Below are 22,884 nucleotides of genomic sequence, written 5' to 3' on the forward strand. Positions count from 1 at the left end.
AAAATCCACATGATACTAGGGCTCATCACATTATTGCAGGATACATTGCTTCCGAAGGCCGATTCATTAGCGCAGGCCGCCAATGCAGCTGCAGCACCACCACAACAGATACATCTGATAGACATGCTCATGAAAGGGGGCGTACTCATGATTCCATTGGGTATTCTCTCCATCATCGCTGTATTTGTGTTTGTAGAAAGGTATCTGACCATTGCAAAGGCTGGCCGCCTGGAAGATAACTTTATGCCAATGATCCGTGACCAGATCACTACCGGCAATATTATGGGTGCCCGTTCCCTCGCCAAAAACACGCAGGGGCCTATTGCGCGAATGATCGACAAAGGCCTTCAGCGTATCGGTAAGCCGATCGAGTCCATCGAGAAGTCCATGGAAAATGTGGGTAAACTGGAAATCTACCGGATGGAGAAAAATCTGGTGATCCTTTCCATCATCGCAGGTATTGCGCCGATGTTCGGGTTTCTGGGTACCATCGCAGGTATGATCCAGACGTTCTTCAATATCTCTATCACATCTGATATTACGCTGGGCACCATTGCGGGTGGTATTTATGTGAAGATGATCACGTCCGCTACCGGTCTGATTATCGGTATTGTGGCCTTTATCGGTTACAGTTTCCTGAATGCACAGATAGACAAGGTTGTTAACAAGATGGAAGCCTCTGCAGCGGAATTTACCGATATCCTGCAGGAACCTACCCGCTAAAAACCACGGCTCATGAATTTACGCAGGAGAAATAAGAAACACGTGGAAATGCACAACTCGGCATTGAATGACATCCTGTTCATTCTGCTGTTGTTCTTCCTGATTGTATCCACGCTGGCCAATCCCAACGTCATCAAGCTGATGTTGCCTAAAGCCCAGAGCAATACCAAAGCCAAACAAACGGTGGTGGTGAGCATCAACGAAAAACATGAGTTCTTCGTGGGTACCACCAAGGTGCCTTTTGAAGGCCTCAAACAAGCGCTGGCCCCGGCTGTCGCCAATGAGAAGGTAGATCCTACCATTGTGATCAATGCGGAGAAATCAGTGCCGATAGAAGATGTGGTGAATGTGATGGAAGTAGCCAAACAGATAGGCGCGAAAGTAGTGCTGGCAACGGCTAAACAATAACGCGGTCCACAAACGTATAAACGAAAGAAGCAAGGGGATTCCCTTGCTTCTTTTTTATTTTTCAGGTAAACTGCCTTTTACCATTCTGTCTTTGCCGAACATGTCCTGCCGGAGTGTTACCTCCCTGAATCCCAGTGACTGTAGCAGTTGGACTACTTCCTGTCCCAGTGATTCATTGATCTCAAAGTAAAGTGCGCCGCCGGGATTGAGCTTCTGTAGCGCAGTATGGGCGATATGCCGGTAAAACAGCAGTGCGTCATTGTCCGGCACAAAAAGCGCGATGGAAGGTTCAAAGCCCCATACCTGTTGCTGCATAGTGGCTTGTTCGCTTTGTGTGATGTAGGGCGGATTGCTGACGATCACGTCAAATGCAGGCAGTGTGGCCATTTGTTGCTCATCGAGGGCGCTGAGGCGGGAGAATTCCACTTCCAGCCGCAGCTTGGCTGCGTTTCCGCGGGCTACCGCCAGGGCATCTTCGCTGACATCGATGGCTGCTACCACGGAGGAGGGGATATGCTGTTTTAATGCCAGCGGGATACAGCCGCTGCCGGTGCCGATGTCCAGCAGGTGGGGGCGGGGATGCCCTGCCAGGTCCTGTATGATCCATGCTACCAGCTCTTCTGTTTCCGGCCGGGGAATCAGTACGTGATGGTTAACGGTCAGTTCCATGCCATAAAACCAGCCGGAACCGGTTATATATTGTACCGGCTCCATCCGTTGCAGCGCTTCTATGGCGCTTTTGAGCCGGGCATTCTGATCGGGCGTCAACAATTTGGCTTTATGCACGAGGCGGTCCAGTTTATTCATGCCCGTTATATGCTCCAGTACAATATGAGCTATATTGGCGGCTTCGCGCGCATCGTATAAATCGCCTATGGCACCTGTGATATAGGTAAAGGCTGTTTGTATTGTCAAATTTGATAATTTAAGAAGCCGGAAAATACAAACCAGGAGGTGATTGGCATTTTCCGTCGGCTAAAAACGTAATTTTGGCAAAAATATTACTTAACAGGGTATCATGAATAGCACAGACCATGAAATTTTTATGAGGCGGTGCCTGGAGCTGGCTGAAATGGGTCGCGGCAACGCGGCGCCTAATCCGGTGGTAGGGGCGGTGCTGGTGCATCAGGGCCGAATCATCGGGGAAGGTTACCACCGGCAATATGGTCAGGCACATGCGGAAGTGAACTGTGTGAACAGCGTTACGGCAGAGGACAAGCCCCTGGTCCAGCGGGCCACGATGTATGTAAGCCTTGAACCCTGTGCGCATCATGGCAAAACGCCACCCTGTGCAGATTTGATCGTGTCAGAAAAAATCCCGGAAGTAGTGATCGGTTGTGTGGACACTTTCTCTGCCGTGGCCGGAAAAGGTATCGAGAAACTGGAAAAGGCTGGTGTAAAAGTACATACCGGTGTGCTGGAAGCAGCATGCAGGGCTATCAACCGGCGCTTCTTTACTTTTCATGAGCAGCAGCGGCCTTATATTATCCTGAAATGGGCGCAGAGCCGCAATGGCTTTATGGCCGGCCCCGACGGAGTGCCGGTGCGTATCTCCAACCGCTGGAGCGACCGGCTGGTACACCGCTGGCGCAGCGAGGAGATGGCTATCCTGGTGGGTACCCGCACGGCTATCCTCGATAATCCTCAACTGAATACCCGGCTGTGGCCCGGTAAAAGCCCTGTGCGACTGGTCATCGACAGAACATTGTCTGTGCCCCGCACGCATCACCTGTGGGATGGCAGTATTCCTACCATCTTCATCACGGCGGAAAAAGCGGAGGAAGAAAAAGTGGACATGATGCAACTCGACTTTACCTCGCCATTGTTGCCACAACTCATGCAACATCTTTACCAGCGCCAGATACAGAGCGTGCTGGTGGAAGGTGGTCCTTATCTGTTACAACGTTTCCTGGAAACGGATCTTTGGGACGAAGCGCGCGTAATAACGGGGACGAATACACTGTCAGACGGACTGGCAGCGCCGGTACTGCGGCGGGCAACAGTAGCAGAGAGCATACACCTGGAAGATGACCGTATCGACATTTACCGTCGTGGTTAAAACAAGAATATCTGGTTTTTCTAAAATATATAGATGGAGGTTTATTTTACTATTGATAAAACCGCTGTGGCTGAATTCAGGGACAGGGGCAGCAAATTTCTGGCTTATGTATTTCCCGTGAAGACCCCCGAAGCGGTGAAAGATTGTCTGATGGAAGTGAAAAAGGAGCATCCCAAAGCTACCCACCATTGTTATGCTTACCGGTTAGGTACGGATGGACTACAGTTCCGTGCCAATGATGACGGAGAGCCTTCCGGTTCTGCGGGTAAACCTATCCTCGGACAAATAGACAGTAAACAGGTAACAGATGTGCTGATAGTGGTGGTGCGTTATTTCGGGGGTACGTTGCTGGGTGTTCCCGGACTGATCAATGCTTATAAGCTGAGTGCTTCCATGGTATTGCAACTGGTGCCGGCTATTCAGAAAAACATAGAATCAAAATATCATCTCACGTTCGATTATACCATCATGAATGATGTGATGATCGTTGTGAAACAAAATAACTGCACCGTACTGGCGCAGGAGCTGCAGCTCTTTTGTACTATGGACATAGGAGTGCCCCGGGCGAACGAGGAACTGTGCCTTTTACGCCTTCGCGACATTCACGGACTGGAGATAAAGGCGTTGAAGTAGCGGCGGCATGTTTCCCCGTCAGGTGAAAATCGGCAAACAGTTCAAAACAGAGGTAAGGCGATTGAGAGGCTTCCGGGGTGTCCAAATTAACGCATGCTCTTTTTAATAACAGCAGGGTAGCCACTGCGGCTGCTGTAATTAAGAAGAATCGATAACGTTTCAACATAGTTGTAATATTAGGGTGATAACGAGGACGATAAAAGAATATGCCAGAAAAAGATTTGTTGAAAATGAATAAGTTATACAGTAATTAGGTCGATAAGATTGTCCGAACACGAAAGCCGAACGTCCAAAACCGGACAATGCTGGTTGTTAAATCGAATACAAATTACGAATTAGACATAATGAATGGAGGGTTTTCTTATGGGAAGTTAAATTATTAACATTTCCCTAAGAAAACCCTCCATTCGTATTTCGTCGGCTGTAATTCGAAATTAAAACCGTGGGCTTACCACAAGGTCTTTGCTGCCTGGAGTGTATTTGTAGAAACCTTCCCCGCTTTTCGCGCCGAGATATCCGGCGGTGACCATGTTGACCAGCAGGGGGCAGGGTGCATATTTCGGGTTGCCAAAACCATCATGTAACACATTCAGGATGGAGAGGCATACGTCCAGCCCGATGAAATCTGCCAGTTGCAGTGGTCCCATCGGATGGGCCATACCGAGTTTCATCACCGTATCTATTTCAGCCACGCCGGCTACGCCTTCAAAGAGGGAGTAGATGGCTTCATTGATCATGGGCATGAGGATACGGTTGGCAATGAAACCGGGATAGTCGTTTACTACGCAGGGCACTTTGCCCAGTTTTTCGGAGAGGGCCACAATTTCCTGGGTAATGCTTTTATCAGTAGCATAGCCGTTGATGATCTCCACCAGTTTCATCACAGGCACCGGGTTCATGAAGTGCATGCCGATTACTTTTGCCGGCCGTTTGGTGGCGGCGGCTATTTTGGTAATGGAGATGGAAGAGGTATTGGTGGCCAGGATAGCGTCCGGATGGGCGTGTTGATCGAGATCCTGGAATATCTTCAGTTTCAGCGCTACATTTTCGGTAGCTGCTTCCACCACGAGAGACACTTCTCTTACGCCATCAGGAATAGAGGCGAGGGGATTGATGTTAGCGAGTGTCTGAGCTTTTTGTTCTTCGGTAACAGTGCCCTTGGCAACTTGTCTGTCGAGATTCTTGCTGATGGTTTGTATGGCCTTTTCGAGGGCTGCAGCTGATACATCTATCAGGTTTACCGCATAGCCGTTCTGGGCAAATACGTGCGCGATACCATTGCCCATGGTGCCTGCGCCTATAACCGCTACTTTTTGCATGGAGATTATTTTGGTTCTGAATGATAGAGCAATATAATTAAAATCGTGTGCTCCAAAAAAATACCATCTCCGCACTAATCTCCGCGATCAGGCGAATCAGCATTAATCATGTCAATCAGAGTTCCGTTTGAAGTCACCCCGTTTCCAGGCCTGGATAAATTGTGCCCAGGCGAGTGGGTTGAAGATGTTCTGTGGAGGTGGTTGACCGGCATAATACAGGGATTGCGCCTGTTTGTTGAGATACATGTTGGTGCCTTCTGCCCCATCGATGGGCGTAAAGCGGGTCATGGCCCTCAGACGGGCGTTTTCCGTGTTTTTACGGGCTATTTCGTAGGCATCATCGGGGATGTCCATACTGGCGAACGCCCTTTCAAACTCCTGCCGGTTGAGGTAGGGTTTGATGATGGTTACTGGAAGATAGGTGGTATCCTCCACCATGAGTTGTATCAGAGAGAAATTATTGCCTTTGAGTGTGGTCGGTATTTTATAGTCTTTCTTTTTGAAGCCTACTGCGCTAAAAGTGAGGGTATCACCTTTAAAAACCACGATGGAGAAGACACCGGCGGAATTGGAAATGGTACCGCGGCCCTGGCCTCTGACGAGAACGCTGACTGCTGGTACGGCCCGCAGGCTGTCGGCTGTCATGGTAATCCCTGAAATTTGAATAACGCTGTCCCTGAAATCCGCAATTTGGGCCTTCAACAGGAAAGGAGATAAAAGGAACACCAGGATAAGTGACAGTATGTAGGATCTTTTGTGATGCATGCCGGCCCTAAGATATAGAAATTTAATTTACTTGTCTCCCTGCGATGGATGAACGCGAAGAAGAGTTTGTAAATTAACTTCCAATTGGGTTAACTTTGCAGATAGGAATCGAATTTTAACAACAATTTATGATGACGAAAGAGCAGATTTTACAGGCCCTGAGCAACGTCGAAGAACCCGATCTGGGAAAGGATCTGGTGACGTTGAACATGGTAAAAGATATAGAGATAAACGGCAATAAGGTGAAGTTTACGGTAGTGCTGACAACACCAGCCTGCCCGTTGAAAGATCTTATCAGGAATGCGTGTGTTAATGCCATTCATATGATAGTGAGCAAGGACGCTGAAGTGGAAGTAGTGATGACAGCCAATGTAAGCTCGCGGCGCACGGAAGGTAAAGGTGTACTGCCCGGCGTAAAAAATATTATTGTCGTGGCCTCCGGAAAGGGCGGCGTGGGCAAATCTACCGTAGCGGCCAATCTGGCGCTGGCACTGGGCCGTGATGGCGCCCGTGTGGGCCTGATGGATGCTGATATCTACGGTCCGTCTGTTCCCATTATGTTTGGCCTGCGTGGCGAAAGACCGATGATGGTGAATGTGGAAGGTAAAGGCATGATCCAGCCGATAGAGAAATACGGCATCAAAGTGATGTCCATCGGCCTGCTGATCGATGAAAGACAGGCAGTGGTTTGGCGTGGCCCAATGGCCAGCAGCGCGCTCAGACAATTCCTGACAGACGTATACTGGGGTGAACTGGATTACCTCGTGATCGATATGCCTCCCGGCACCGGCGATATCCACCTGACACTGGTACAGACCGTACCGGTAACCGGCGCGGTGATGGTGACTACCCCGCAGGACGTAGCACTGGTAGACGTACAGAAAGGTATCGCTATGTTCAACGGACAGCAGATCAATGTGCCGATCCTTGGACTGGTGGAAAATATGGCCTACTTCACACCGGCTGAATTGCCTGACAATAAATACTATATCTTCGGAAAAGAAGGCGGTAAAAAACTGGCAGAAGACCTGGAAATACCATTCCTGGGCCAGATCCCGCTGGTGCAGAGCATCCGTGAGGGTGGCGACAGTGGCCAGCCTGCTATGGCCAGCGATGATAAAATTACCCGCAAAGCCTTCCTGGACGTGGCCGGTGCCACTGCCAGAAGCATTGCCATGCGTAACGCCAATATCGCACCCACTAAAATTGTGGATGTGATCGTATAAAATCACCCAGTCGGGGCTTTAACCCCGGAATTACATATCTACAGCGAAAATGAAGTGGTAGCCTCCACAGCATTTTCGCTGTTTTTTTTGGAAAATCTTCATTCTTTTTTTCCTTACCTTTAGTTGAATCTTCCTCCGAAATGATTGTCGGTAAAGCATAACGGCCATAACAAATACATTACAGTAAGATATTTTAGAGGTAATCATAATATGTTTAAACTGCTGCAATGCTTAAGTTTTACTTAACTTTGCGCCCCAAATAAAACCGACTATGAATCGACAGGAATTGGTGAATCTTATTAAGGAAAAACAATCTTATCTGTGCGTAGGATTGGATACAGACATGCAAAAGATTCCAAAACACCTGCTGTCTCACGCAGATCCGGTGTTTGCCTTTAACAAGGCAATTATTGACGCTACCAAAGACCTTTGTGTGGCGTATAAAATCAATACGGCCTTTTACGAATGTATGGGCATCCGCGGATGGGAGAGCCTGCAGCGGACGGTAGAATACATCCCTTCCGGTATCTTTACCATTGCTGACGCTAAACGCGGTGATATCGGCAATACTTCCACTCAATACGCCAAAACTTTTTTTGATACGTATAAGTTTGATTCCGTTACGGTAGCACCTTATATGGGTAAAGACAGCGTACTGCCATTCCTTCAGTTCCCGGAAAAGTGGACCATTCTTCTGGGACTCACTTCCAATGAAGGCAGCCAGGATTTCCAGCTGCAACAGGCAGGAGATGAGCTGTTGTTTGAAAAAGTGATAAAAACAGCGATGGAATGGGGTACACCAGACAACCTGATGTTTGTGGTAGGCGCTACGCAATCCGCTCAACTGGGCTACATCCGCAAAATGGCGCCGGACAACTTTTTCCTGGTGCCGGGTGTAGGCGCTCAGGGAGGCAGCCTGCAGGAAATTTCCACACAGGCCATGAACAAAGATTGCGGCCTGCTCGTGAATGTGAGCCGTGGGATCATCTATGCCGGCAATGGTGAAGACTTCGCCACCGATGCCCGTAATGCCGCCCTGCAATACCAGCAGGAAATGGCCACTTACCTGAATCAGACAACTGTCAGCCTCTGATACTGACAATAGCCGTTGGCGTTAGCTTTTAGCCGGCCCTGAAAAGTTTTTTCCGGAAGGCTGAAAGTTAACCGCCACTCAGGCAATTATTTGAATACACAGTTTTTTTCTGTCCACCACGGAAGTACCTCAAAACGTAATCTCCCTGCACGCACCGCCGGATCTTCCTTCACCAGCTGCACCGCTTCCAGACTGTCCCTGCAATCCAGTATAAATATCCCCTTCATATCGCCATCATTGTCAAAAGGGCCTGCTACCAGCAATTTGCCGGTCTGCGCCAGTTGTTGTATATGCTGCATGTGTGCGGTCTGAATGCCGGCTGCTGCTACTGCCGGTTGGTCGCGGTGCGGGCCGTTCTTCAGAAATACCATCCAGTAACGTTTCATGTTCGGGTCGGCATCTGTCTTTTGATGGGCTTCATGGATAGATGATGATACTGATTGCAAAGCAGCGGGATGAAAAGATACCATCACGATCACCAGAAATCCCAGCAGAAAAATTGCAGGAATAACTTTGCTTGCCATATGGTTATTTTCACCGAAGGTAGTTAATCAATAACGAATTGTGAATTAGAATTAAATTAAGTAATGATGATGAATGATTGATAGCTAATGCGTTAGCGAAGTCCGCCATTAGCCGTCACCGTTATCGGTAGCGTACCATCCGTCGTTCGTAATTCGTAATTGGTTATATTGGGGTATTAAATACGAACAGATGTCTAAAGATTTATTCCAGTCACCGGATTATTATGCTGTAGATGGTTTGTTGACAGAAGAACACCTGTTAATCCGCGATACAGTAAGGCAATGGGTAAAGAAAGAGGTTTCACCCATTATTGAAGATTATTGCCAGCGTGCTGAATTTCCTTCGCAAATTTTAAAGGGGCTCGGCGAACTGGGCTGTTTTGGCCCTACTGTCCCGCAGGAATACGGCGGTGGCGGTATGGACCATATCGCCTATGGACTGATGATGCAGGAGCTGGAACGAGGCGACAGTGGCATCCGTTCTACCGCTTCCGTACAAGGCTCCCTGGTAATGTATCCCATTTTTACTTTCGGCAGCGAAGCGCAGAAAAAGAAATACCTGCCTAAACTGGCCACTGGTGAATGGATGGGCTGCTTCGGCCTCACCGAGCCAGACCACGGTTCCAATCCGGCCGGTATGATCACCAACTACCGCGAAGATGGTGACCACGTTATTCTCAACGGTGCAAAAATGTGGATATCCAATGCGCCATTTGCACAGATTGCCGTAGTATGGGCTAAAGACCCCGAAGGAGTCATCCGTGGCATCATTGTGGAACGCGGCATGGAAGGCTTTACCACACCGGAAACAAAAGGTAAATGGAGCCTACGCGCCAGCGCTACCGGTGAACTGGTATTCGATAATGTTAGGGTACCCAAAGAAAATATTCTGCCGTTGGTGAAAGGACTGAAAGGACCACTCAGCTGCCTTTCTTCTGCCCGCTATGGTATTGCATGGGGCGTGATCGGCGCCGCGATGGACTGTTACGACACCGCCCTGCGTTATTCTAAAGAACGCAGCCAGTTCGGCCGTCCTATCGGTGGTTTCCAGCTTACGCAAAAGAAACTCGCTGAAATGGTAACGGAAATTACCAAAGCGCAGCTGCTCAACTGGCGCCTGGGTGTATTAAAAAATGAAGGCAAGGCCACACCGGCACAGATCTCCATGGCTAAACGCAACTCCTGCGAAGTGGCTACCAAAATAGCCCGCGACGCCCGCTCTATCCTGGGTGGTATGGGCATCACCGGCGAGTTCCCGGTAATGCGGCATATGATGAACCTGGAGAGTGTGCTTACCTACGAAGGCACGCACGAGATCCACCTGTTGATCACCGGTATGGATGTTACCGGCTTTGATGCTTTTAAATAGCCTGTATTTCTCCGATAAAGTACCGGCAGCTATGCATATCCCTGCATGGTTGCCGGTATTGTGTTTTATGGCAATTGTTACAGAAAACCCCATTGCAAAATATTATCTTACCTGTCCGTTATCCATGTTATCTGTTTTTTATGAAGATGATTTTATTGTTTTTGATGAGTGTATGTACCGTGGCTGCGGCACAGGCGCAGGAACAACCGTTGAAACTGGTGGCTTTTGAAGGAAAGGCGCAGGGCACTTATTACATTGTGAAATACCTTGCTCCGGACACGGCTTCGCTGCAGGGCCGTATCGACTCTGTATTTGCGGTGATAGACCAGTCGCTGTCGTTGTACAAGCCCGGCTCTCTCATCAATCAGTTCAATGCTTCCGGCGATGTGAAAATGGATGAACATATGCGGAACGTAGTGGATAAAGCTATGTACGCCAGCAAAGCAACCAACGGCATCTTTGATATTACGGTGAAGCCGCTGGTATATCTCTGGGGTTTTGGCGTTACCAAACCTTCTTTCAGGGGCGTGCCGCCGGCAGATAGTATCAAAAAGGCTTTATCGTATGTGGGTTACCGTTACCTGTCGGTAAAAGGGGATCATCTCACTACAACAAAAAAAGGCGTACAGATAGATTGTAATGGTATCGCGCAGGGATATACGGTAGATGTACTGGGCAGGTTTCTGGAGCAGCAGGGCATTCGGAATTATCTCGTAGATGTAGGCGGGGAACTATGTGCCAAAGGGGTGAACCAGCAGGGCAAAAGCTGGCGTATCGGTATTGAGCGCCCGGCGCCTGGAGATACAACATATGAACCCATACAGGCTATGGTGGAATTGAAGAATATGGGCATTGCCACCAGTGGCAACTACCGCCGTTTTTTTGATCAGGGACGTACCCGTTTTGCGCATACCATCGATCCGGTGACGGGCGTGGCGTTGCATAATCAGATCATCAGTGTGACGGTGATCGCGAAAGATTGTTTTACGGCGGATGCATTTGATAATCCCCTGATATTAATGGGCGTGGAAAAAGGATTGAAGTTTATAGCGCAGCATCCGGCGTACGGACTGGAAGCGCTGTATATCTACAAAGCCGCCGATGGTAGTATCAAAGAGGCTTACAGCAAGGGTTTCAGCCAATACTTTTTTGTGCCATAAAAATAAAAACCCCGCTTCGTATAAACGGAGCGGGGCACATCCTCACTATTCCTCTTTCATGAATATGGATAAAAGATGTTTTAGTGTATGTGTACTTTAATACCAATATTTCCCTGGATGCTGTTAAAGCTGGTGATCTCATTGTATTTGTACGGCGCATAGTTGTACCGTACATTGGCATTAAACATTACGGGTGAATATTGGCCGAAAGGTATGTTGATACCTATTTCCGGGCTGACCATAAACTGCCAGCTGTTTTTCTTGTCTACAAACTCACCCCAGTATTTTTCATAGTTCATATTGGCGGCGCCAATGCCGAGCACACCGTAAGGAATAACTACGCTGGTGGCCGGCGTGAAAGCATAACCTACAGTGGCCTGCAGCGGTATCACTTGCAGGGTGCGGGACTGTACCGCAGATACATCTCCTTGTTTATCGGGGTATACCGCGCGAGGCAGTCTTTTATAGAAATCCTGGTAGCCGCTGCGTACGCCAACAGACAGGCGATCATTCAGCATATAGGACAGGCCAGCGGACCAGCCACGGAAGCTGGTTTTGTTGGCGTAGTCTTTCACAGAACCAAAAGGTTGGGCAATGGAGTAATTGAGGTCTATGGACAAGGGTGGACGGCTTTGCGCAGACACAGCCTGTGCAGCGATACATCCCGCAAAAATCAGCAGCCAGTTTTTTATCTTTTTCATCTCTCTATCAATTTAAAAATTTCGGAATGGACTTTATTTGCTTTTGCTCAGGTAAGCTGATTGTGCAAAGGAAGCCTGTACCATCGGATCTACGTTGTTGGTGCTCCATACTCCAGAGCCACGCCACAGGGCGTTCCAGATAACGTTGAACTTGTCGTTCTTGGCATTTTTCAGATCGAAGAGATCGATCGCTGTTTGTTTTTCATTTACCTGGTACACGGTATAATAGGAAGGCCAGTACCAACCGCCGCCGGGATAACCCCACCAGCCAGCATCCCAGTAGCCCGGGCCGCCCCACCAGCCTGGATTCCAGCCGATGCTTGTGTAGGAGTTGTCAATACGGGTAAGGTTAATGCCCAGATCAGGTTTAGCGGATTTGTCCACCAGTGTATAACCTCTCTGTTTCATGGCAGCCGTTACGGAAGCAATCAGTTGTTTGTCGTAGGTGGTCAGCGCTTTTTTGGCAGAATCACTGTTTCTGCTCAACACGGCCACGGAGTCAACGATGCTGAAAGTGGAATAGGAAGTAAAATCAACCGTGTTGTCGTGGTTAGTGATATAAATCCTGGACTCCTCGTCTGTCATGTCTTTCAAGGGGTCTTTACGGCAACTGCTGATGGAAATCATTGCCACGAGAGCGGCAACAGCACTTAGTAAATACATTGTTCTTTTCATATCCTCGCGTATTAATTTTTATGATAGGTCTCTTCCGTAAAGGTTAACAGCGGAATGCGTGTCAAATGTTAACATATAACGCCGGCTGGCACGCGGCTGCAGGGAAGTTTCCGTATTTCCTATTATTCAACGCTTTGGATAGAAAGATGTTACAGGAAGTTTAGTGGTTAATTGTTAAGGGAATCTTAAAAAGAAATTTGGGTTAACAAAATGAGCTTTTAACGAAGACGATTAATTTAATATGTTTTTGGAAACTAATGCATCTTTTAACTGCTCCGGATGAACGAAATGGACGCTGTCGATGCCTTGTTCTTCTGCCGCTTTTACATTACGGAGATTGTCATCGATAAACAGCGCGTGTTCTGCATCAACCTGGTAACGGTTGAGTAAAAGTTGATAAAAAGAGGGAAAGGGTTTGCGTTGTTTTTCGCGGCCGGACACCACGATACCGTCAAACCATTGCAGGAAGGGGAATTCCACCAGGGCCAGGGGGAATGTTTCGTTAGACCAGTTGGTGAGTGCGTATAATTTGTATTTACCGCTGTCTTTCAGTTGGCGGAGCAGTTGTACTGATCCCGGGATTTCTCCGTTGAGCATTTCTTTCCAGCGGCCATAGTAGGCGCGTATCTGCGCTTCATGTGCCGGATGGTGGGCTACCAACATTTCAGTAGCTTCCTGCAGACTTCTGCCTGCATCCTGTTCTTCGTTCCAGTCGGATGTGCAGATGTTCTGCAGAAAATTGTCGATTTCTGCTTCTGTAGCAAATATTTTGCGGTACAGGTAACGGGGATTCCAGTCGATCAGCACCGATCCCAGATCAAAAATAATTGTGTCGTACACGTTCTTCGTTTGGCTTTTCATAGGTTAATGAGACAATTAGAAAGCGATTGAGTTTAAAGGCCGTCGGATATTTCATCAGCAGCGTCTTCCAGTAGTTTGAGATCTACGGAGTCGCTGCCGGCAATACCTTCGATAGAGCCTTTGATATGTGCAGCGTTGAGTAGTACTTTTTCCAGCTGTTTTTCGCGGGCTTTCCATAGTTTTTCCATGGCATCGCGTTCGCGTTGGATGGAGAGTTTCATGGCCATAAAACCTTCACGGATAGCCTTCCATTGCTCAGCGAATTCGCTGCTGGTGAGGTAACCGTAAAGCATATGCATTTTATCTCCTTTGTTTTCCTGTGTGCGGATACTGCCGGCGATTTTGATAATACCATCGCGCAGTACATAGGCGAGTGATTTTACTTCTGCGAAAGTACAGATCCAGATACCTTCTTTTTCGCCGAAGCGTTCCATATCACGGGGCATGGTCTGGGTAACGAGGATGGCCACGTCTATTCCCTGGCTGCGCATGTCGGCTTTCAGTTTCTCTACCCAGTCACGCGCAAATTCTTTGGTCCTTTTGCTTTCGTAAATGATGCGGCCGCATTCCTGGCCGAAGGAGTTACGTATCAGCTGGACACAGTCGGCGCCACGCACACCTTTGCCTACAGGCGTCACTTCATCAAACGGGAAGGTGCTGCGGAGCATTTCCTCCAGCACCAGCTCCTGCACTTCGCCCTGTAACTGGGTGGAGCCTTGTTCTGCGCGGCGTTTCATTTCTTCCGCCAGTTTACGCTGGTCTTCCAGTTGTTTTTCCAGTTCGCGCATGCGCATCTGGTATTCGGTATCTTTCAGTTTATTGCGCTCTGTTTCTTCTGTGCGTATTTTCTCCGCCAGTTCACCACGGGCTTCCATCAGTTTTTTCTGCAGGTCCAGTTCCAGTTCCTGCTCTTTATTTTTCAGTTCCTGTTCTTTCCGGAGAAAGTCCAGTTCCTGTTTGCGGGCTTCGCGCAGCCGGGCTTCCTGCTCCTGGTTGGTTTCACGGAGCGAGGCCAGTTGGTTGTCAAAATCTGCTGTGATGGATTTGCGCAGCTCTTCTGACAGGCTTTCCTGCAGCCGCTTTTTTTCTGATTGTACCCGTTGGATGACTTCCTGTTCCTGTTGTTGCCGGAGCACTTCTATCTGCTGGCGTTCCTGCGCCATGCGGTTTTTCTCCGTCAACAGGCTGGTTTTTTCGGCTTGCAGGGAATCGAGGCGCTTGCGCCATTCAGATTCCATTTTCCCCCTCATTTCCTTCTCGATGTCTGCAGCAAATGCATCCTCCATGACAAACTGGTGTCTGCAATTGGGACAGGTAATAGATGTTCCCATAATTTCAGTACAAAAATTACGTAAAGATAGGATTTAGAAAGGTTTGCCGGGTACGAATAAAAAAAGGAAGGAACATGACTTCCTTCCGGTCTGGATAAATGGCACAAACAATAGCAAATAAGGTTTTACAATAAGATAGTTCAATTTCCTGTCTGGGGGCTGTTGCTAAATTCTTCTTTTATTATTAGCTACGCGTTAAGGAATGATGATGTAATTGTTAAGAAACCGGCTGCAGGAGAAGGAATTTAAACAATTGAAATTCAGTATAAAATACTGAATTTCAATTGTTTAGTCTGAAGAATTAGTTGCCTAGCTGGACGTTCATGACGGTGCTTGTTATTGTGCCGAATGCAGCCGCAGTGCTGTTAAGGTCCTGAATGTAATAGGAGTCGCCGATGTTTGCCTGGACAAACCACGGCCCATAAATGATGGTAGCCACAAACTGTCCGTTAATATACAGATTTGAATAAGGGACAAATTGGCCGTTCCAAAAGTAGGTCACATTGAAGGTGATGACCTGCGTTGCCTTTTTGGGAGATATAATGCCAATTGTATCATGTGCCGTAGAAAAAGTAGAAACACCCAGCAAGAGGGATAAGACCGTTAAAAAGATTAGCTTTTTCATATGGGTTGGATTTCTGTAAAGTTAAGCACAGGCCGCGCGTGCGGGTATCAGTGGGGCCTTCTTTAGGGAGATGTCGAAAAAACAGGGTGTGAATGCTCGCTGCGGTGGGTAACAATTTTGGGCGAGGGGTAACTGCCAAAAACAAAAAATCCCCGCTCTCAGAGCGGGGATTTTTTGTTTGAGTGCGAAGGAGGAGATTCGAACTCCCAAGCCCTTTCAGGCACTACCACCTCAAAGTAGCGCGTCTACCAATTTCGCCACCTTCGCATCTTTTCTGGTAGAATGGGCTGCAAAAATAATGGCTTTTTAGAAATAAGCAAATTTATTTATGCTTTTTCTCAAAAATGTGTCTTTTGCTGCAGTGGTATAATCGGCTACTTCCTAAGCAGGATGCGGAAAGTAGAGCCTTTGTTTATTTCTGAAGATTTTACAAAAAGTCTTCCTTTGTGATACTCTTCGATGATTCTTTTGGCTAAAGAGAGCCCTAAGCCCCATCCTCTTTTTTTGGTACTGAAGCCGGGCTTGAATACTTTTTCGAAGTTCATTTTGGGAATGCCCTTGCCGGTATCAGCGATATCGATGGTCACGAAGGTGGGGTGGTTTTCGATGTTGATATCAATCCGGCCACTGCCTTCCATGGCGTCGAGCGCATTTTTTAGCAGGTTCTCTACTACCCAGTCAAACAGCGGGGGAGAGATCATCACGGGCAATTCCTTTTCGGTGGAATGGACGGTGAAGCGTACTTTCTGCGGCGCTCTTTTCCGGATATAGGCGGTCATGTTTTCTATCTGTTCAAGCACGTTGCGTTCTTCCAGTTTGGGCACGCTGCCTATTTTGGAGAAGCGGTCGGTGATCAGTTTTAGCCGGTCTACATCTTTGGCGAGTTCTGTCACCATCATGGTATTGGCTTCATTTTCCCGGAGTATTTCCAGCCATGCTTCCATAGAGGAGAGGGGAGTGCCGAGCTGGTGGGCGGTTTCTTTGGCAAGGCCTACCCATACCTGGTTTTGGGTGGCGCGGTTGGTGCTGGACAAGGCAAAGAGCACCAGGGCGATGAAGAGTGTTACCACGCCCAGTTGTATATAAGGGTAGTAGCGGATTTGTTTCAGGATAAGGGAGTCGCCGTAATAAATATAGTTGTACAGTTTATGTTTGGCGTCTACCTCCATGATAAAGGGAGGGTGTTGTTTTTTAAATATCGACAGTTGTTCCTGCAGGTGGGCAGGATTTTGCTCGATGCGTACGGAATCGATGTTGCGGCTGTCGAGGATATGTCCTTGTTCATCGGTCAGAATGAGGGGGATGGTGGTGTTGGTGGTCACTATTTCAGTGGCGAGGTTAAGGTTTGCGTCGGGGGCTGATTTGAGCAGTTCCCGGTTGGCCTCTACCCAGGTGGCAACCTTTTTCCGTTCTTCATCCTGTATTTTTTTGGTCAGGTTGCTGACGAACCATATCGTGGTCACGATAATGAGCACTGCTATGGAGGCCAGTACGAACTTCCACCCGATGTATTGTCTAAACATATAACTAATTTAAGCCTTATTCCGCTTTGATGATTCGGGATGATTAGCAAATATTAGAATCCTTTGTTGCATATTTGCATCTCTTTATTTTATTATTCACGCATAAACGTAATATCATTTGCACATATTGCCGTCGGTTGCTGTCGTTATATTAAATTGGAACGGAAAGGCTTTCCTGGAGAAGTTCCTGCCGTCTGTGTGCCGCTCTACTTATGGTAATTTACAGCTGGTGCTGGCAGATAACGCTTCTACTGATGACAGTGTGGCGTTTGTGGAAGCGCATTACCCGTCGGTGCGGATTATCCGTAATCCTTCCAACGACGGTTTTGCAGGTGGCTATAATGAAGCGCTGGCGCATGTGGAGGCTGATATTTATGTGTTGCTGAACCAGGACGTGGAGGTGGAGCCGGGATGGATAGAGCCTGTGGTGGCGCTGATGGAATCAGATTCCCGCATTGCTGCCTGTCAGCCTAAGATGCGGGCTTACCACCAGCCGGACGAGTTTGAATATGCCGGTGCTGCCGGTGGCTGGATGGATGTGCTGGGCTATACTTTTTGCCGGGGCCGTATCCTGTATACCACTGAAAAAGATGAGGGCCAGTATGATGATACGCAGGATATCTTCTGGGCTACGGGCGCTGCGCTCTTTATCCGGTCAGCCTGTTTCCGGGAAGTGGGTGGGTTTGACCGCGATTTTTTCGCCCATATGGAAGAAGTGGACCTCTGCTGGCGCCTGCAAAGAGCCGGATACCGTGTTTGTTACTGCCCTGGTTCCAAAGTGTTCCACGTTGGTGGTGGCAGTCTGCCACAGGGCAATCCGCGCAAACTTTATCTTAACTTCCGCAACAACCTCATGATGTTGTGGAAAAACCTGCATAGCGAAGACCGCTGGATCGTGCTGTTCCAACGTTTTTTCCTGGATATTCTCGCTGGTGTTAAAAGCCTGGTATCCGGCAAGCCGAAAGACATGGTGGCTATTTATCGCGCCTACCGCGATTACTACCGCTGGCGGAGAACATATGTCAACAAACATGAGCTGCCGGAAGTGAAACTGATGAAGATGAAAGGTGTTTTCCATGGAATCATGATCTGGCGCTATTATTTCCTGCGGAAGAAGAAGTTCAGGGACCTGATATAAAAAATCAGGAAAATCCCCGGTTTTCTCCCTAAAATATCCCGATAACTAAATAAATAAATCCAAAATATTTGTTAGGTTTGCACCGGAAATAAACTGAATATGGAACACAATACCGTAGAAAATAAGAATGACATCACCCGCGACAGGGTTTCCCGCTCCCGTTTCCTTTATTATGTGGGTCTGTTTTGTTTAGTGGCATTTATGCTGGGAGGTTGCTACAATCTGTATAAACATAAATATCAGGGTAAACCTGATGTGACTGTTCAGGAAAGTTCCTTGTATAATCCAAAATATAAGTAAGTAACATAAGCGATCGCTTATTTACTGCCAAACATAATTATCCAGCCTCCCGCGGTTTTCCCGGGAGGTTTTTCTTTTTAGCCCCTGATATTGTTTGTTTTAGTTCGATGCTTTTCCCTTTCGCGTAAATTATATTCCCGATACGAGTAGCCTGTTAACCGATAAGCGGGGAATTTTGTAGTGTCGGATAATTCCGGCATGGCTTTATGACAACAATGGTCCAACGGAAAAAGAAGGAAGCGCACAAACCGGGTAAAAAATCTATAGTAAGACTGGTGGTTGACAAGCTGCACCTATGGCTGGGGCTGGCCTCCGGCATTATTGTGCTGATCATCGCCGTCACAGGCTGTTTGTTTGTTTTCCAGCGGGAAATCAATGAAATGATTTACCACAAGGAGATGTTCGTGACGCCGCAGGAACATACGCTGCCGCTCAGCGAGCTGCGGACACATGCCCAGCAGGCACTGGGAGACAAGCCTATCCTTTCCATGACTACCTGGCGCCTGCCGGACCGTGCCTGGGAATTTATGGCCTATAAAGCCAACGATACCGCGTTTACCTATTTCGGCTGTGTGGAATATTACGAATCTGTGTTCGTAAACCCCTACACCGGCGCCATTAATGGCCGTATCAATTACAAATACAGCTTTTTCCCGATCGTGAAGATGATACACTGGAGCCTGCTGCTGAATACCCGCTATGGTCAACCAATAGTAGGCTGGAGTACGTTCATATTTGTCATTTTGTTGATTACGGGGCTGATTATGTGGTGGCCAAAACGCTGGACCAAAGCCACCCGCGACCAGAGCTTCAAAATCAAATGGAAAGCCAGTTTCAAACGGGTCAATTATGATCTGCATAATGTGCTTGGTTTTTACAGTCTCATTATAGCCCTGGTGCTGGCCCTCACGGGTATGGTATGGGCCTTTACCTGGTTCGAGAAGGCCGTGTATGTGGCCGCTGCGGGTACTACTACGCCGCCGGTAGTGAAACAGGTCACTTCTGGTCCGGCCACGGCTACTGCCACCGGTAATCCGCTGGATATCGCCTTTACTGCCGCTCAGCCCCTGATAAAAGACGCCACCCGTGTTTTCGTATATCCGGCAGCGTATCCTGAAGGCGTACATACCATTGGCGGGTACAGAGGAAAAGACATTTATTTTGGCAGTGATGAGTATCAGTTTGACCAGTACACGGGTAAAATGGTAGGCCATAACGAGTACAAAAAAAAGAACCGTGGAGAGAAACTGATCGCGATGAATTATGATATTCATGTGGGTGCTATCGGTGGACTGCCAGGAAAAATTATTGCCTTTGTGATCAGTATTATCTGCGCATCGCTGCCGGTGACGGGCTTCTATGTTTGGTGGGGCAAACAGAAAAAATCAAAAAAGAAGGTGGCAAAACCTGTTGCGCGACTGAATACGGTATAAAATTGTAATAATTTTTGTTTTCCTGAAATGGGCTATGGTATTGGTTTTGGGGAGATGATTTACAATTGTGTGCAACTATTTTTTTAAAAACTTTGAAAAAATATTTTGTGTTTTCGGTCCGTTTCCTATCTTTGCAATCCCAGCGAAAACGCCACACGGCAAAACAAACACGCCGAAAGCGCCGACAGTCGGGAAGTTCTTAAAAGTTTTATGTTTTAAAACACCTGCGGAAGTAGCTCATTTGGTAGAGCACGACCTTGCCAAGGTCGGGGTGGCCGGTTCGAGCCCGGTCTTCCGCTCCAAGCCGGAATGCTTTAACAGTATCATCCGTCGAAAAAAGTTCTTAGTCAAAATTGCGGAAGTAGCTCATTTGGTAGAGCACGACCTTGCCAAGGTCGGGGTGGCCGGTTCGAGCCCGGTCTTCCGCTCTAAAGCCTGATCATATTCATGATCAGGCTTTTTTTTGCCCTGTACCGTAGGGTTCTTCATAAACCTGCTCCATAGGAGTACTTCGGCTATGGTACATACAGCACCCCTATAGTAACCCTGGGGTAAAGGTGGACTTGATGCGGGGGGCTTTGGCTGCAGGGAAAATATTCAGGCGGAGTGCATCAGGTATTAGATATCCGTTAAAGCCGGGTGAACCAGGTTTAGAAAATTTTAAAAATACACAACAAGAAAACAGGTACACCGCTTTTCGGCCCCCAACTTTTCAACTTGATCCTGTACTTCATAAAGCTATGTTGTAGGAATGCTTCATAAAGCTATACCGAGCACTTTATAGACCTTTGCCGTAGGTTTCCTGTATAAAAAAAGCGCACCGGTACCGATGCGCCTCTTATTTTTATAGTTTCATTTTATTCTTTAGAAGTCACCGCTGGCGCCGCCACCGCCGCCTGAACCGCCGCCAAAATTGGTGGGATTGGTGTCTGTAGATCGTGCGCCTGGCGTGAATGTCTGCGCAATGATCAGCGACTCTACTTTCAGCCGGTCAGCCATGCCTGGTTCATCGGAAGCTGCATAGGTGAAGCCGTTTTTAGGCGTATGCAGGTACCTGATCAGTGCCCAGGCGCCTCCGGTGAGTACCAGTCCACCAACGACCATGGCCGTTTCCAACGGCATCACGCTGTGGTAATAACGAACAGTAAAGACGATCATGGCGATTAAAATAATGCCTGTACGCAGTAGCACAGCGTCTTTTTTCCTGATGCCCAGGAATATATATAGTGGCGGAATGATCACCGTGAGTATCCAGAAGATCCATCCGCCGGGGATACCCTGGCCGGGCTGAAGTTCCAGCATAAACATGGAGTTGGTGGTTTCCCTCACTACATAATAGTTGCCCGCCATATAGAGCGTTATCAACGACAAAATACGCAACAACGTGAGGCAATCGGCGTAATGCCGGAGGGCAGGGCGTTTCTCTAGTCGTGTTGTGACCAGGTAAGCTGCCAGTGACAAGGCCATAAGCAGAAACGGTAGTGCCTGGACGCCATGAGGGATACGCATTGCCTGCTGGAAAATAATGAAGAGGAAGGAGAGCCAGGCCACTGCTGAAGACGCCATATCCGCATACCGCAACGTACCCAGTACGGTGAGCCCGAAAACGATGATGGCAATGGTGTTTTCAGTCACATGGTGGCTTTCGAAGAATATACCTGTGCAGAGTAGTCCGACAGCGCTCCATAGCAACGCTTCGTTTATCCCTGAGCGGTAGGATCCTTTCTGGCTGATCGCAAATTCCAATGCGCCGATACAAAGCAGCGCAGCGATGATCAGCATCGCCCGGAGGCTAGCAGATTCACCGGAGATAGCCAGTAATAACAGAAATCCGGTAGTGAAACAAACCACGATAGTGGTGAGGATAAAAAGACCTACACGGGTGATCGGGTTGGGCAGGTAAAGCTTAACCGGATGGGCTGTACGTATAGCCTCCAGTGTTTCAGGGCTGATGCAGCCCTGCCGGTGTGCTTTGGCTGCCTCGTTTTGTATAGCGAGATTGTCGAGGGTGACAGAAGGCCAGGCGATCATGGTTGTTTGATTTTTTTGCTGAGGTTAACTAAAAGGAAAATGACGGATATGGTAGACACTATCATATACATGAATGCCAGGAAGAAATCATTTGCCAGGTGATTAAACAGTACCCGTGTCAGCAGAATGGTCAGGGCAACATAGCCGTACAATACCGCCAGCATTACAAAATAGAAGGAGTGGTCACGGAACGCGCGGAACCAGGTAAGGTATACGCCGCCAGCTGCCAGCAGGAACCATACAAAGTACCAGTTGTCGAAGATGCACATGCCGGCAATGGTGGCAATGAAGAAGATATGCACGCCGAAATTGCGGTAGGTAAACGCGAAGTGTTTTTTGAAGTCGCGTTTCTCCGACAATTCCGCCATGGCCACCAGGCCTATGCCCAGCACGGTACCGGTGTATATCAGCGTATGGTTGCTGAAGTCGTTTTGTGACAGCACCTGGAACGGGGTGATAGCGATACCCGCCCAGGCAGCCAGGTTAGTGATGGCCATGGACAGGATGCCGAGGTGGTCGAAGTAGTAGGCCGTAGCAAATAGTGCCACCATGGGAATAAAGATGGCGAGGCCGTAGGCCGTACCAAAAGCGGCGTACTGGTATTGCAGGTACCCGATAAAGGTGACGAAGGTAAGGCTGCCTAACAGTAACGCATAATCGTAGAATGCGTTGGGTGATTCCGTTTTTTCCCGGGAGAAGGGCGCCCGGTGCCGGAAACAGTAAGCATAACAGCCGATGCACAGCAAGGCAATGAAAAGGAGAATGACCTGGTGACCGATGGTGTCAATGTTTTTGTAAACCAGGGTGCCGAGGCCGCCGCTCAGCAGCAATACGCCGAGGTACAGGGCTGTTTTGATTTCCCAGTGAAGGGAGAAAAGGCGGGTGGTTTCGGTATGGGTAACACGTTGCATTTCCTCGTCACTGATCAATCCTTCTTTTTGGAGTTTGGAGAAAGTATCAATGTTCATGCGGTGAATTTACGAATTA

General features: G+C 48.2%; 22 protein-coding genes and 3 tRNA genes. 12 read left to right on the plus strand and 13 right to left on the minus strand.

All coding sequences use genetic code 11. The features are described 5' to 3' along the window. Window positions 1-9: 9 nt before the first annotated feature. Window positions 10-723, plus strand: a complete 714-nt coding sequence (locus tag HHL17_RS31685; protein ID WP_169228814.1) for a MotA/TolQ/ExbB proton channel family protein — start codon at window positions 10-12, stop codon at window positions 721-723. Window positions 724-735: 12 nt separating this feature from the next. Continuing rightward, window positions 736-1,131, plus strand: coding sequence for an ExbD/TolR family protein (locus HHL17_RS31690; RefSeq protein ID WP_078667353.1), 396 nt, complete (start codon window positions 736-738; stop codon window positions 1,129-1,131). Between the two features lie 54 nt (window positions 1,132-1,185). Here HHL17_RS31690 and prmC read toward each other — a convergent pair whose 3' ends face one another. After that, window positions 1,186-2,046: a peptide chain release factor N(5)-glutamine methyltransferase gene (gene prmC, locus HHL17_RS31695; RefSeq protein WP_169228815.1), complete on the minus strand. Its 861-nt coding sequence runs from the start codon at window positions 2,044-2,046 to the stop codon at window positions 1,186-1,188. 103 nt (window positions 2,047-2,149) lie between these two features. Between prmC and ribD the strand changes: the two genes are divergently transcribed. Then, window positions 2,150-3,190, plus strand: coding sequence for a bifunctional diaminohydroxyphosphoribosylaminopyrimidine deaminase/5-amino-6-(5-phosphoribosylamino)uracil reductase RibD (gene ribD / locus HHL17_RS31700; protein ID WP_169228816.1), 1,041 nt, complete (start codon window positions 2,150-2,152; stop codon window positions 3,188-3,190). A 33-nt stretch (window positions 3,191-3,223) separates the two neighbouring features. Continuing rightward, a complete protein-coding gene (locus HHL17_RS31705; protein WP_169228817.1) occupies window positions 3,224-3,823 on the plus strand; it encodes an IMPACT family protein in 600 nt (199 codons plus the stop codon). Window positions 3,824-4,257: 434 nt separating this feature from the next. Here HHL17_RS31705 and HHL17_RS31710 read toward each other — a convergent pair whose 3' ends face one another. Together HHL17_RS31710 and HHL17_RS31715 are read right to left on the minus strand one after the other, a co-directional pair. Further along, entirely contained in the window at window positions 4,258-5,142 is an 885-nt protein-coding gene (locus HHL17_RS31710) for a 3-hydroxyacyl-CoA dehydrogenase family protein (RefSeq protein WP_169228818.1), read from the minus strand. A 111-nt stretch (window positions 5,143-5,253) separates the two neighbouring features. Further along, window positions 5,254-5,907, minus strand: a complete 654-nt coding sequence (locus HHL17_RS31715) for a carboxypeptidase-like regulatory domain-containing protein (RefSeq protein ID WP_169228819.1) — start codon at window positions 5,905-5,907, stop codon at window positions 5,254-5,256. A 128-nt stretch (window positions 5,908-6,035) separates the two neighbouring features. On the opposite strand from HHL17_RS31715, the gene HHL17_RS31720 reads away from it, so the two are divergent. Together HHL17_RS31720 and pyrF are read left to right on the plus strand one after the other, a co-directional pair. Beyond that, a complete protein-coding gene (locus HHL17_RS31720; protein WP_169228820.1) occupies window positions 6,036-7,133 on the plus strand; it encodes an Mrp/NBP35 family ATP-binding protein in 1,098 nt (365 codons plus the stop codon). Between the two features lie 271 nt (window positions 7,134-7,404). Next, window positions 7,405-8,226: an orotidine-5'-phosphate decarboxylase gene (pyrF, locus tag HHL17_RS31725; protein ID WP_168872127.1), complete on the plus strand. Its 822-nt coding sequence runs from the start codon at window positions 7,405-7,407 to the stop codon at window positions 8,224-8,226. Window positions 8,227-8,312: 86 nt separating this feature from the next. On the opposite strand, the gene HHL17_RS31730 is transcribed toward pyrF, so the two are convergent. Beyond that, the gene (locus HHL17_RS31730) at window positions 8,313-8,750 is read right to left on the minus strand and encodes a YciI family protein (protein ID WP_169228821.1); all 438 of its coding nucleotides are present in this window, start codon (window positions 8,748-8,750) and stop codon (window positions 8,313-8,315) included. A gap of 190 nt (window positions 8,751-8,940) precedes the next feature. On the opposite strand from HHL17_RS31730, the gene HHL17_RS31735 reads away from it, so the two are divergent. Next, window positions 8,941-10,119, plus strand: a complete 1,179-nt coding sequence (locus tag HHL17_RS31735; protein ID WP_169228822.1) for an acyl-CoA dehydrogenase family protein — start codon at window positions 8,941-8,943, stop codon at window positions 10,117-10,119. Between the two features lie 140 nt (window positions 10,120-10,259). Continuing rightward, the gene (locus HHL17_RS31740) at window positions 10,260-11,279 is read left to right on the plus strand and encodes an FAD:protein FMN transferase (RefSeq protein WP_169228823.1); all 1,020 of its coding nucleotides are present in this window, start codon (window positions 10,260-10,262) and stop codon (window positions 11,277-11,279) included. Window positions 11,280-11,359: 80 nt separating this feature from the next. Here the strand turns inward: HHL17_RS31740 and HHL17_RS31745 are convergent, their stop codons facing one another. The 7 genes from HHL17_RS31745 to HHL17_RS31775 form a co-directional block, all read right to left on the minus strand. Further along, on the minus strand, window positions 11,360-11,980 hold the full coding sequence (locus tag HHL17_RS31745) for an outer membrane beta-barrel protein (RefSeq protein ID WP_169228824.1): 621 nt from the start codon (window positions 11,978-11,980) through the stop codon (window positions 11,360-11,362). Window positions 11,981-12,013: 33 nt separating this feature from the next. After that, window positions 12,014-12,655 (minus strand): DUF4136 domain-containing protein, encoded by a 642-nt coding sequence (locus HHL17_RS31750; protein ID WP_169228825.1) that lies wholly within the window; start codon window positions 12,653-12,655, stop codon window positions 12,014-12,016. A 231-nt stretch (window positions 12,656-12,886) separates the two neighbouring features. Further along, window positions 12,887-13,516, minus strand: a complete 630-nt coding sequence (locus tag HHL17_RS31755; RefSeq protein ID WP_169228826.1) for an HAD family hydrolase — start codon at window positions 13,514-13,516, stop codon at window positions 12,887-12,889. Window positions 13,517-13,548: 32 nt separating this feature from the next. Further along, complete coding sequence (locus HHL17_RS31760; protein ID WP_240976012.1) at window positions 13,549-14,802, minus strand: DUF2130 domain-containing protein; 1,254 nt, start codon at window positions 14,800-14,802, stop codon at window positions 13,549-13,551. Window positions 14,803-15,148: 346 nt separating this feature from the next. After that, window positions 15,149-15,472: a hypothetical protein gene (locus HHL17_RS31765; RefSeq protein ID WP_169228828.1), complete on the minus strand. Its 324-nt coding sequence runs from the start codon at window positions 15,470-15,472 to the stop codon at window positions 15,149-15,151. 183 nt (window positions 15,473-15,655) lie between these two features. Beyond that, window positions 15,656-15,739: transfer RNA gene (locus tag HHL17_RS31770), tRNA-Leu, on the minus strand. 107 nt (window positions 15,740-15,846) lie between these two features. Then, entirely contained in the window at window positions 15,847-16,995 is a 1,149-nt protein-coding gene (locus HHL17_RS31775) for a sensor histidine kinase (RefSeq protein ID WP_169228829.1), read from the minus strand. Window positions 16,996-17,113: 118 nt separating this feature from the next. Here HHL17_RS31775 and HHL17_RS31780 point away from each other — a divergent pair, with 118 nt between their 5' ends. The 4 genes from HHL17_RS31780 (at window position 17,114) to HHL17_RS31795 (ending at window position 20,294) form a co-directional block, all read left to right on the plus strand. After that, window positions 17,114-18,133 carry a glycosyltransferase family 2 protein gene (locus tag HHL17_RS31780; RefSeq protein ID WP_169228830.1) on the plus strand — a complete coding sequence of 340 codons (1,020 nt, stop codon included), beginning with the start codon at window positions 17,114-17,116 and terminating at the stop codon, window positions 18,131-18,133. Window positions 18,134-18,639: 506 nt separating this feature from the next. After that, on the plus strand, window positions 18,640-19,866 hold the full coding sequence (locus HHL17_RS31785; protein WP_240976013.1) for a PepSY-associated TM helix domain-containing protein: 1,227 nt from the start codon (window positions 18,640-18,642) through the stop codon (window positions 19,864-19,866). A gap of 226 nt (window positions 19,867-20,092) precedes the next feature. Continuing rightward, window positions 20,093-20,168: transfer RNA gene (locus HHL17_RS31790), tRNA-Gly, on the plus strand. Between the two features lie 53 nt (window positions 20,169-20,221). Beyond that, window positions 20,222-20,294, plus strand: a tRNA-Gly gene (locus tag HHL17_RS31795). A 436-nt stretch (window positions 20,295-20,730) separates the two neighbouring features. On the opposite strand, the gene HHL17_RS31800 is transcribed toward HHL17_RS31795, so the two are convergent. Both HHL17_RS31800 and HHL17_RS31805 read right to left on the minus strand, forming a co-directional pair. Next, complete coding sequence (locus HHL17_RS31800) at window positions 20,731-21,897, minus strand: hypothetical protein (protein ID WP_169228831.1); 1,167 nt, start codon at window positions 21,895-21,897, stop codon at window positions 20,731-20,733. Further along, window positions 21,894-22,865 (minus strand): DUF2157 domain-containing protein, encoded by a 972-nt coding sequence (locus tag HHL17_RS31805; RefSeq protein WP_169228832.1) that lies wholly within the window; start codon window positions 22,863-22,865, stop codon window positions 21,894-21,896. The genes HHL17_RS31800 and HHL17_RS31805 overlap by 4 nt, the downstream gene beginning before the upstream one ends. Window positions 22,866-22,884: the final 19 nt, after the last annotated feature.

It is taken from the genome of Chitinophaga fulva (assembly GCF_012927205.1).
In the GTDB taxonomy this organism is placed as follows: Bacteria; Bacteroidota; Bacteroidia; order Chitinophagales; family Chitinophagaceae; genus Chitinophaga; species Chitinophaga fulva.

Coding starts and splice junctions, on each gene's coding strand:
- HHL17_RS31720 (WP_169228820.1), top strand. CDS start 6,036: ATGATGACGAAAGAGCAGATTTTACAGGCCCTGAGCAACGTCGAAGAA.
- HHL17_RS31765 (WP_169228828.1), bottom strand. CDS start 15,472: ATGAAAAAGCTAATCTTTTTAACGGTCTTATCCCTCTTGCTGGGTGTT.
- HHL17_RS31735 (WP_169228822.1), top strand. CDS start 8,941: ATGTCTAAAGATTTATTCCAGTCACCGGATTATTATGCTGTAGATGGT.
- HHL17_RS31705 (WP_169228817.1), top strand. CDS start 3,224: ATGGAGGTTTATTTTACTATTGATAAAACCGCTGTGGCTGAATTCAGG.
- HHL17_RS31715 (WP_169228819.1), bottom strand. CDS start 5,907: ATGCATCACAAAAGATCCTACATACTGTCACTTATCCTGGTGTTCCTT.
- HHL17_RS31785 (WP_240976013.1), top strand. CDS start 18,640: ATGACAACAATGGTCCAACGGAAAAAGAAGGAAGCGCACAAACCGGGT.
- HHL17_RS31745 (WP_169228824.1), bottom strand. CDS start 11,980: ATGAAAAAGATAAAAAACTGGCTGCTGATTTTTGCGGGATGTATCGCT.
- ribD (WP_169228816.1), top strand. CDS start 2,150: ATGAATAGCACAGACCATGAAATTTTTATGAGGCGGTGCCTGGAGCTG.
- HHL17_RS31760 (WP_240976012.1), bottom strand. CDS start 14,802: ATGGAGGATGCATTTGCTGCAGACATCGAGAAGGAAATGAGGGGGAAA.
- HHL17_RS31685 (WP_169228814.1), top strand. CDS start 10: ATGATACTAGGGCTCATCACATTATTGCAGGATACATTGCTTCCGAAG.
- HHL17_RS31690 (WP_078667353.1), top strand. CDS start 736: ATGAATTTACGCAGGAGAAATAAGAAACACGTGGAAATGCACAACTCG.
- HHL17_RS31755 (WP_169228826.1), bottom strand. CDS start 13,516: ATGAAAAGCCAAACGAAGAACGTGTACGACACAATTATTTTTGATCTG.
- HHL17_RS31750 (WP_169228825.1), bottom strand. CDS start 12,655: ATGAAAAGAACAATGTATTTACTAAGTGCTGTTGCCGCTCTCGTGGCA.
- pyrF (WP_168872127.1), top strand. CDS start 7,405: ATGAATCGACAGGAATTGGTGAATCTTATTAAGGAAAAACAATCTTAT.
- HHL17_RS31710 (WP_169228818.1), bottom strand. CDS start 5,142: ATGCAAAAAGTAGCGGTTATAGGCGCAGGCACCATGGGCAATGGTATC.
- HHL17_RS31730 (WP_169228821.1), bottom strand. CDS start 8,750: ATGGCAAGCAAAGTTATTCCTGCAATTTTTCTGCTGGGATTTCTGGTG.
- HHL17_RS31775 (WP_169228829.1), bottom strand. CDS start 16,995: ATGTTTAGACAATACATCGGGTGGAAGTTCGTACTGGCCTCCATAGCA.
- HHL17_RS31805 (WP_169228832.1), bottom strand. CDS start 22,865: ATGAACATTGATACTTTCTCCAAACTCCAAAAAGAAGGATTGATCAGT.
- HHL17_RS31740 (WP_169228823.1), top strand. CDS start 10,260: ATGAAGATGATTTTATTGTTTTTGATGAGTGTATGTACCGTGGCTGCG.
- HHL17_RS31800 (WP_169228831.1), bottom strand. CDS start 21,897: ATGATCGCCTGGCCTTCTGTCACCCTCGACAATCTCGCTATACAAAAC.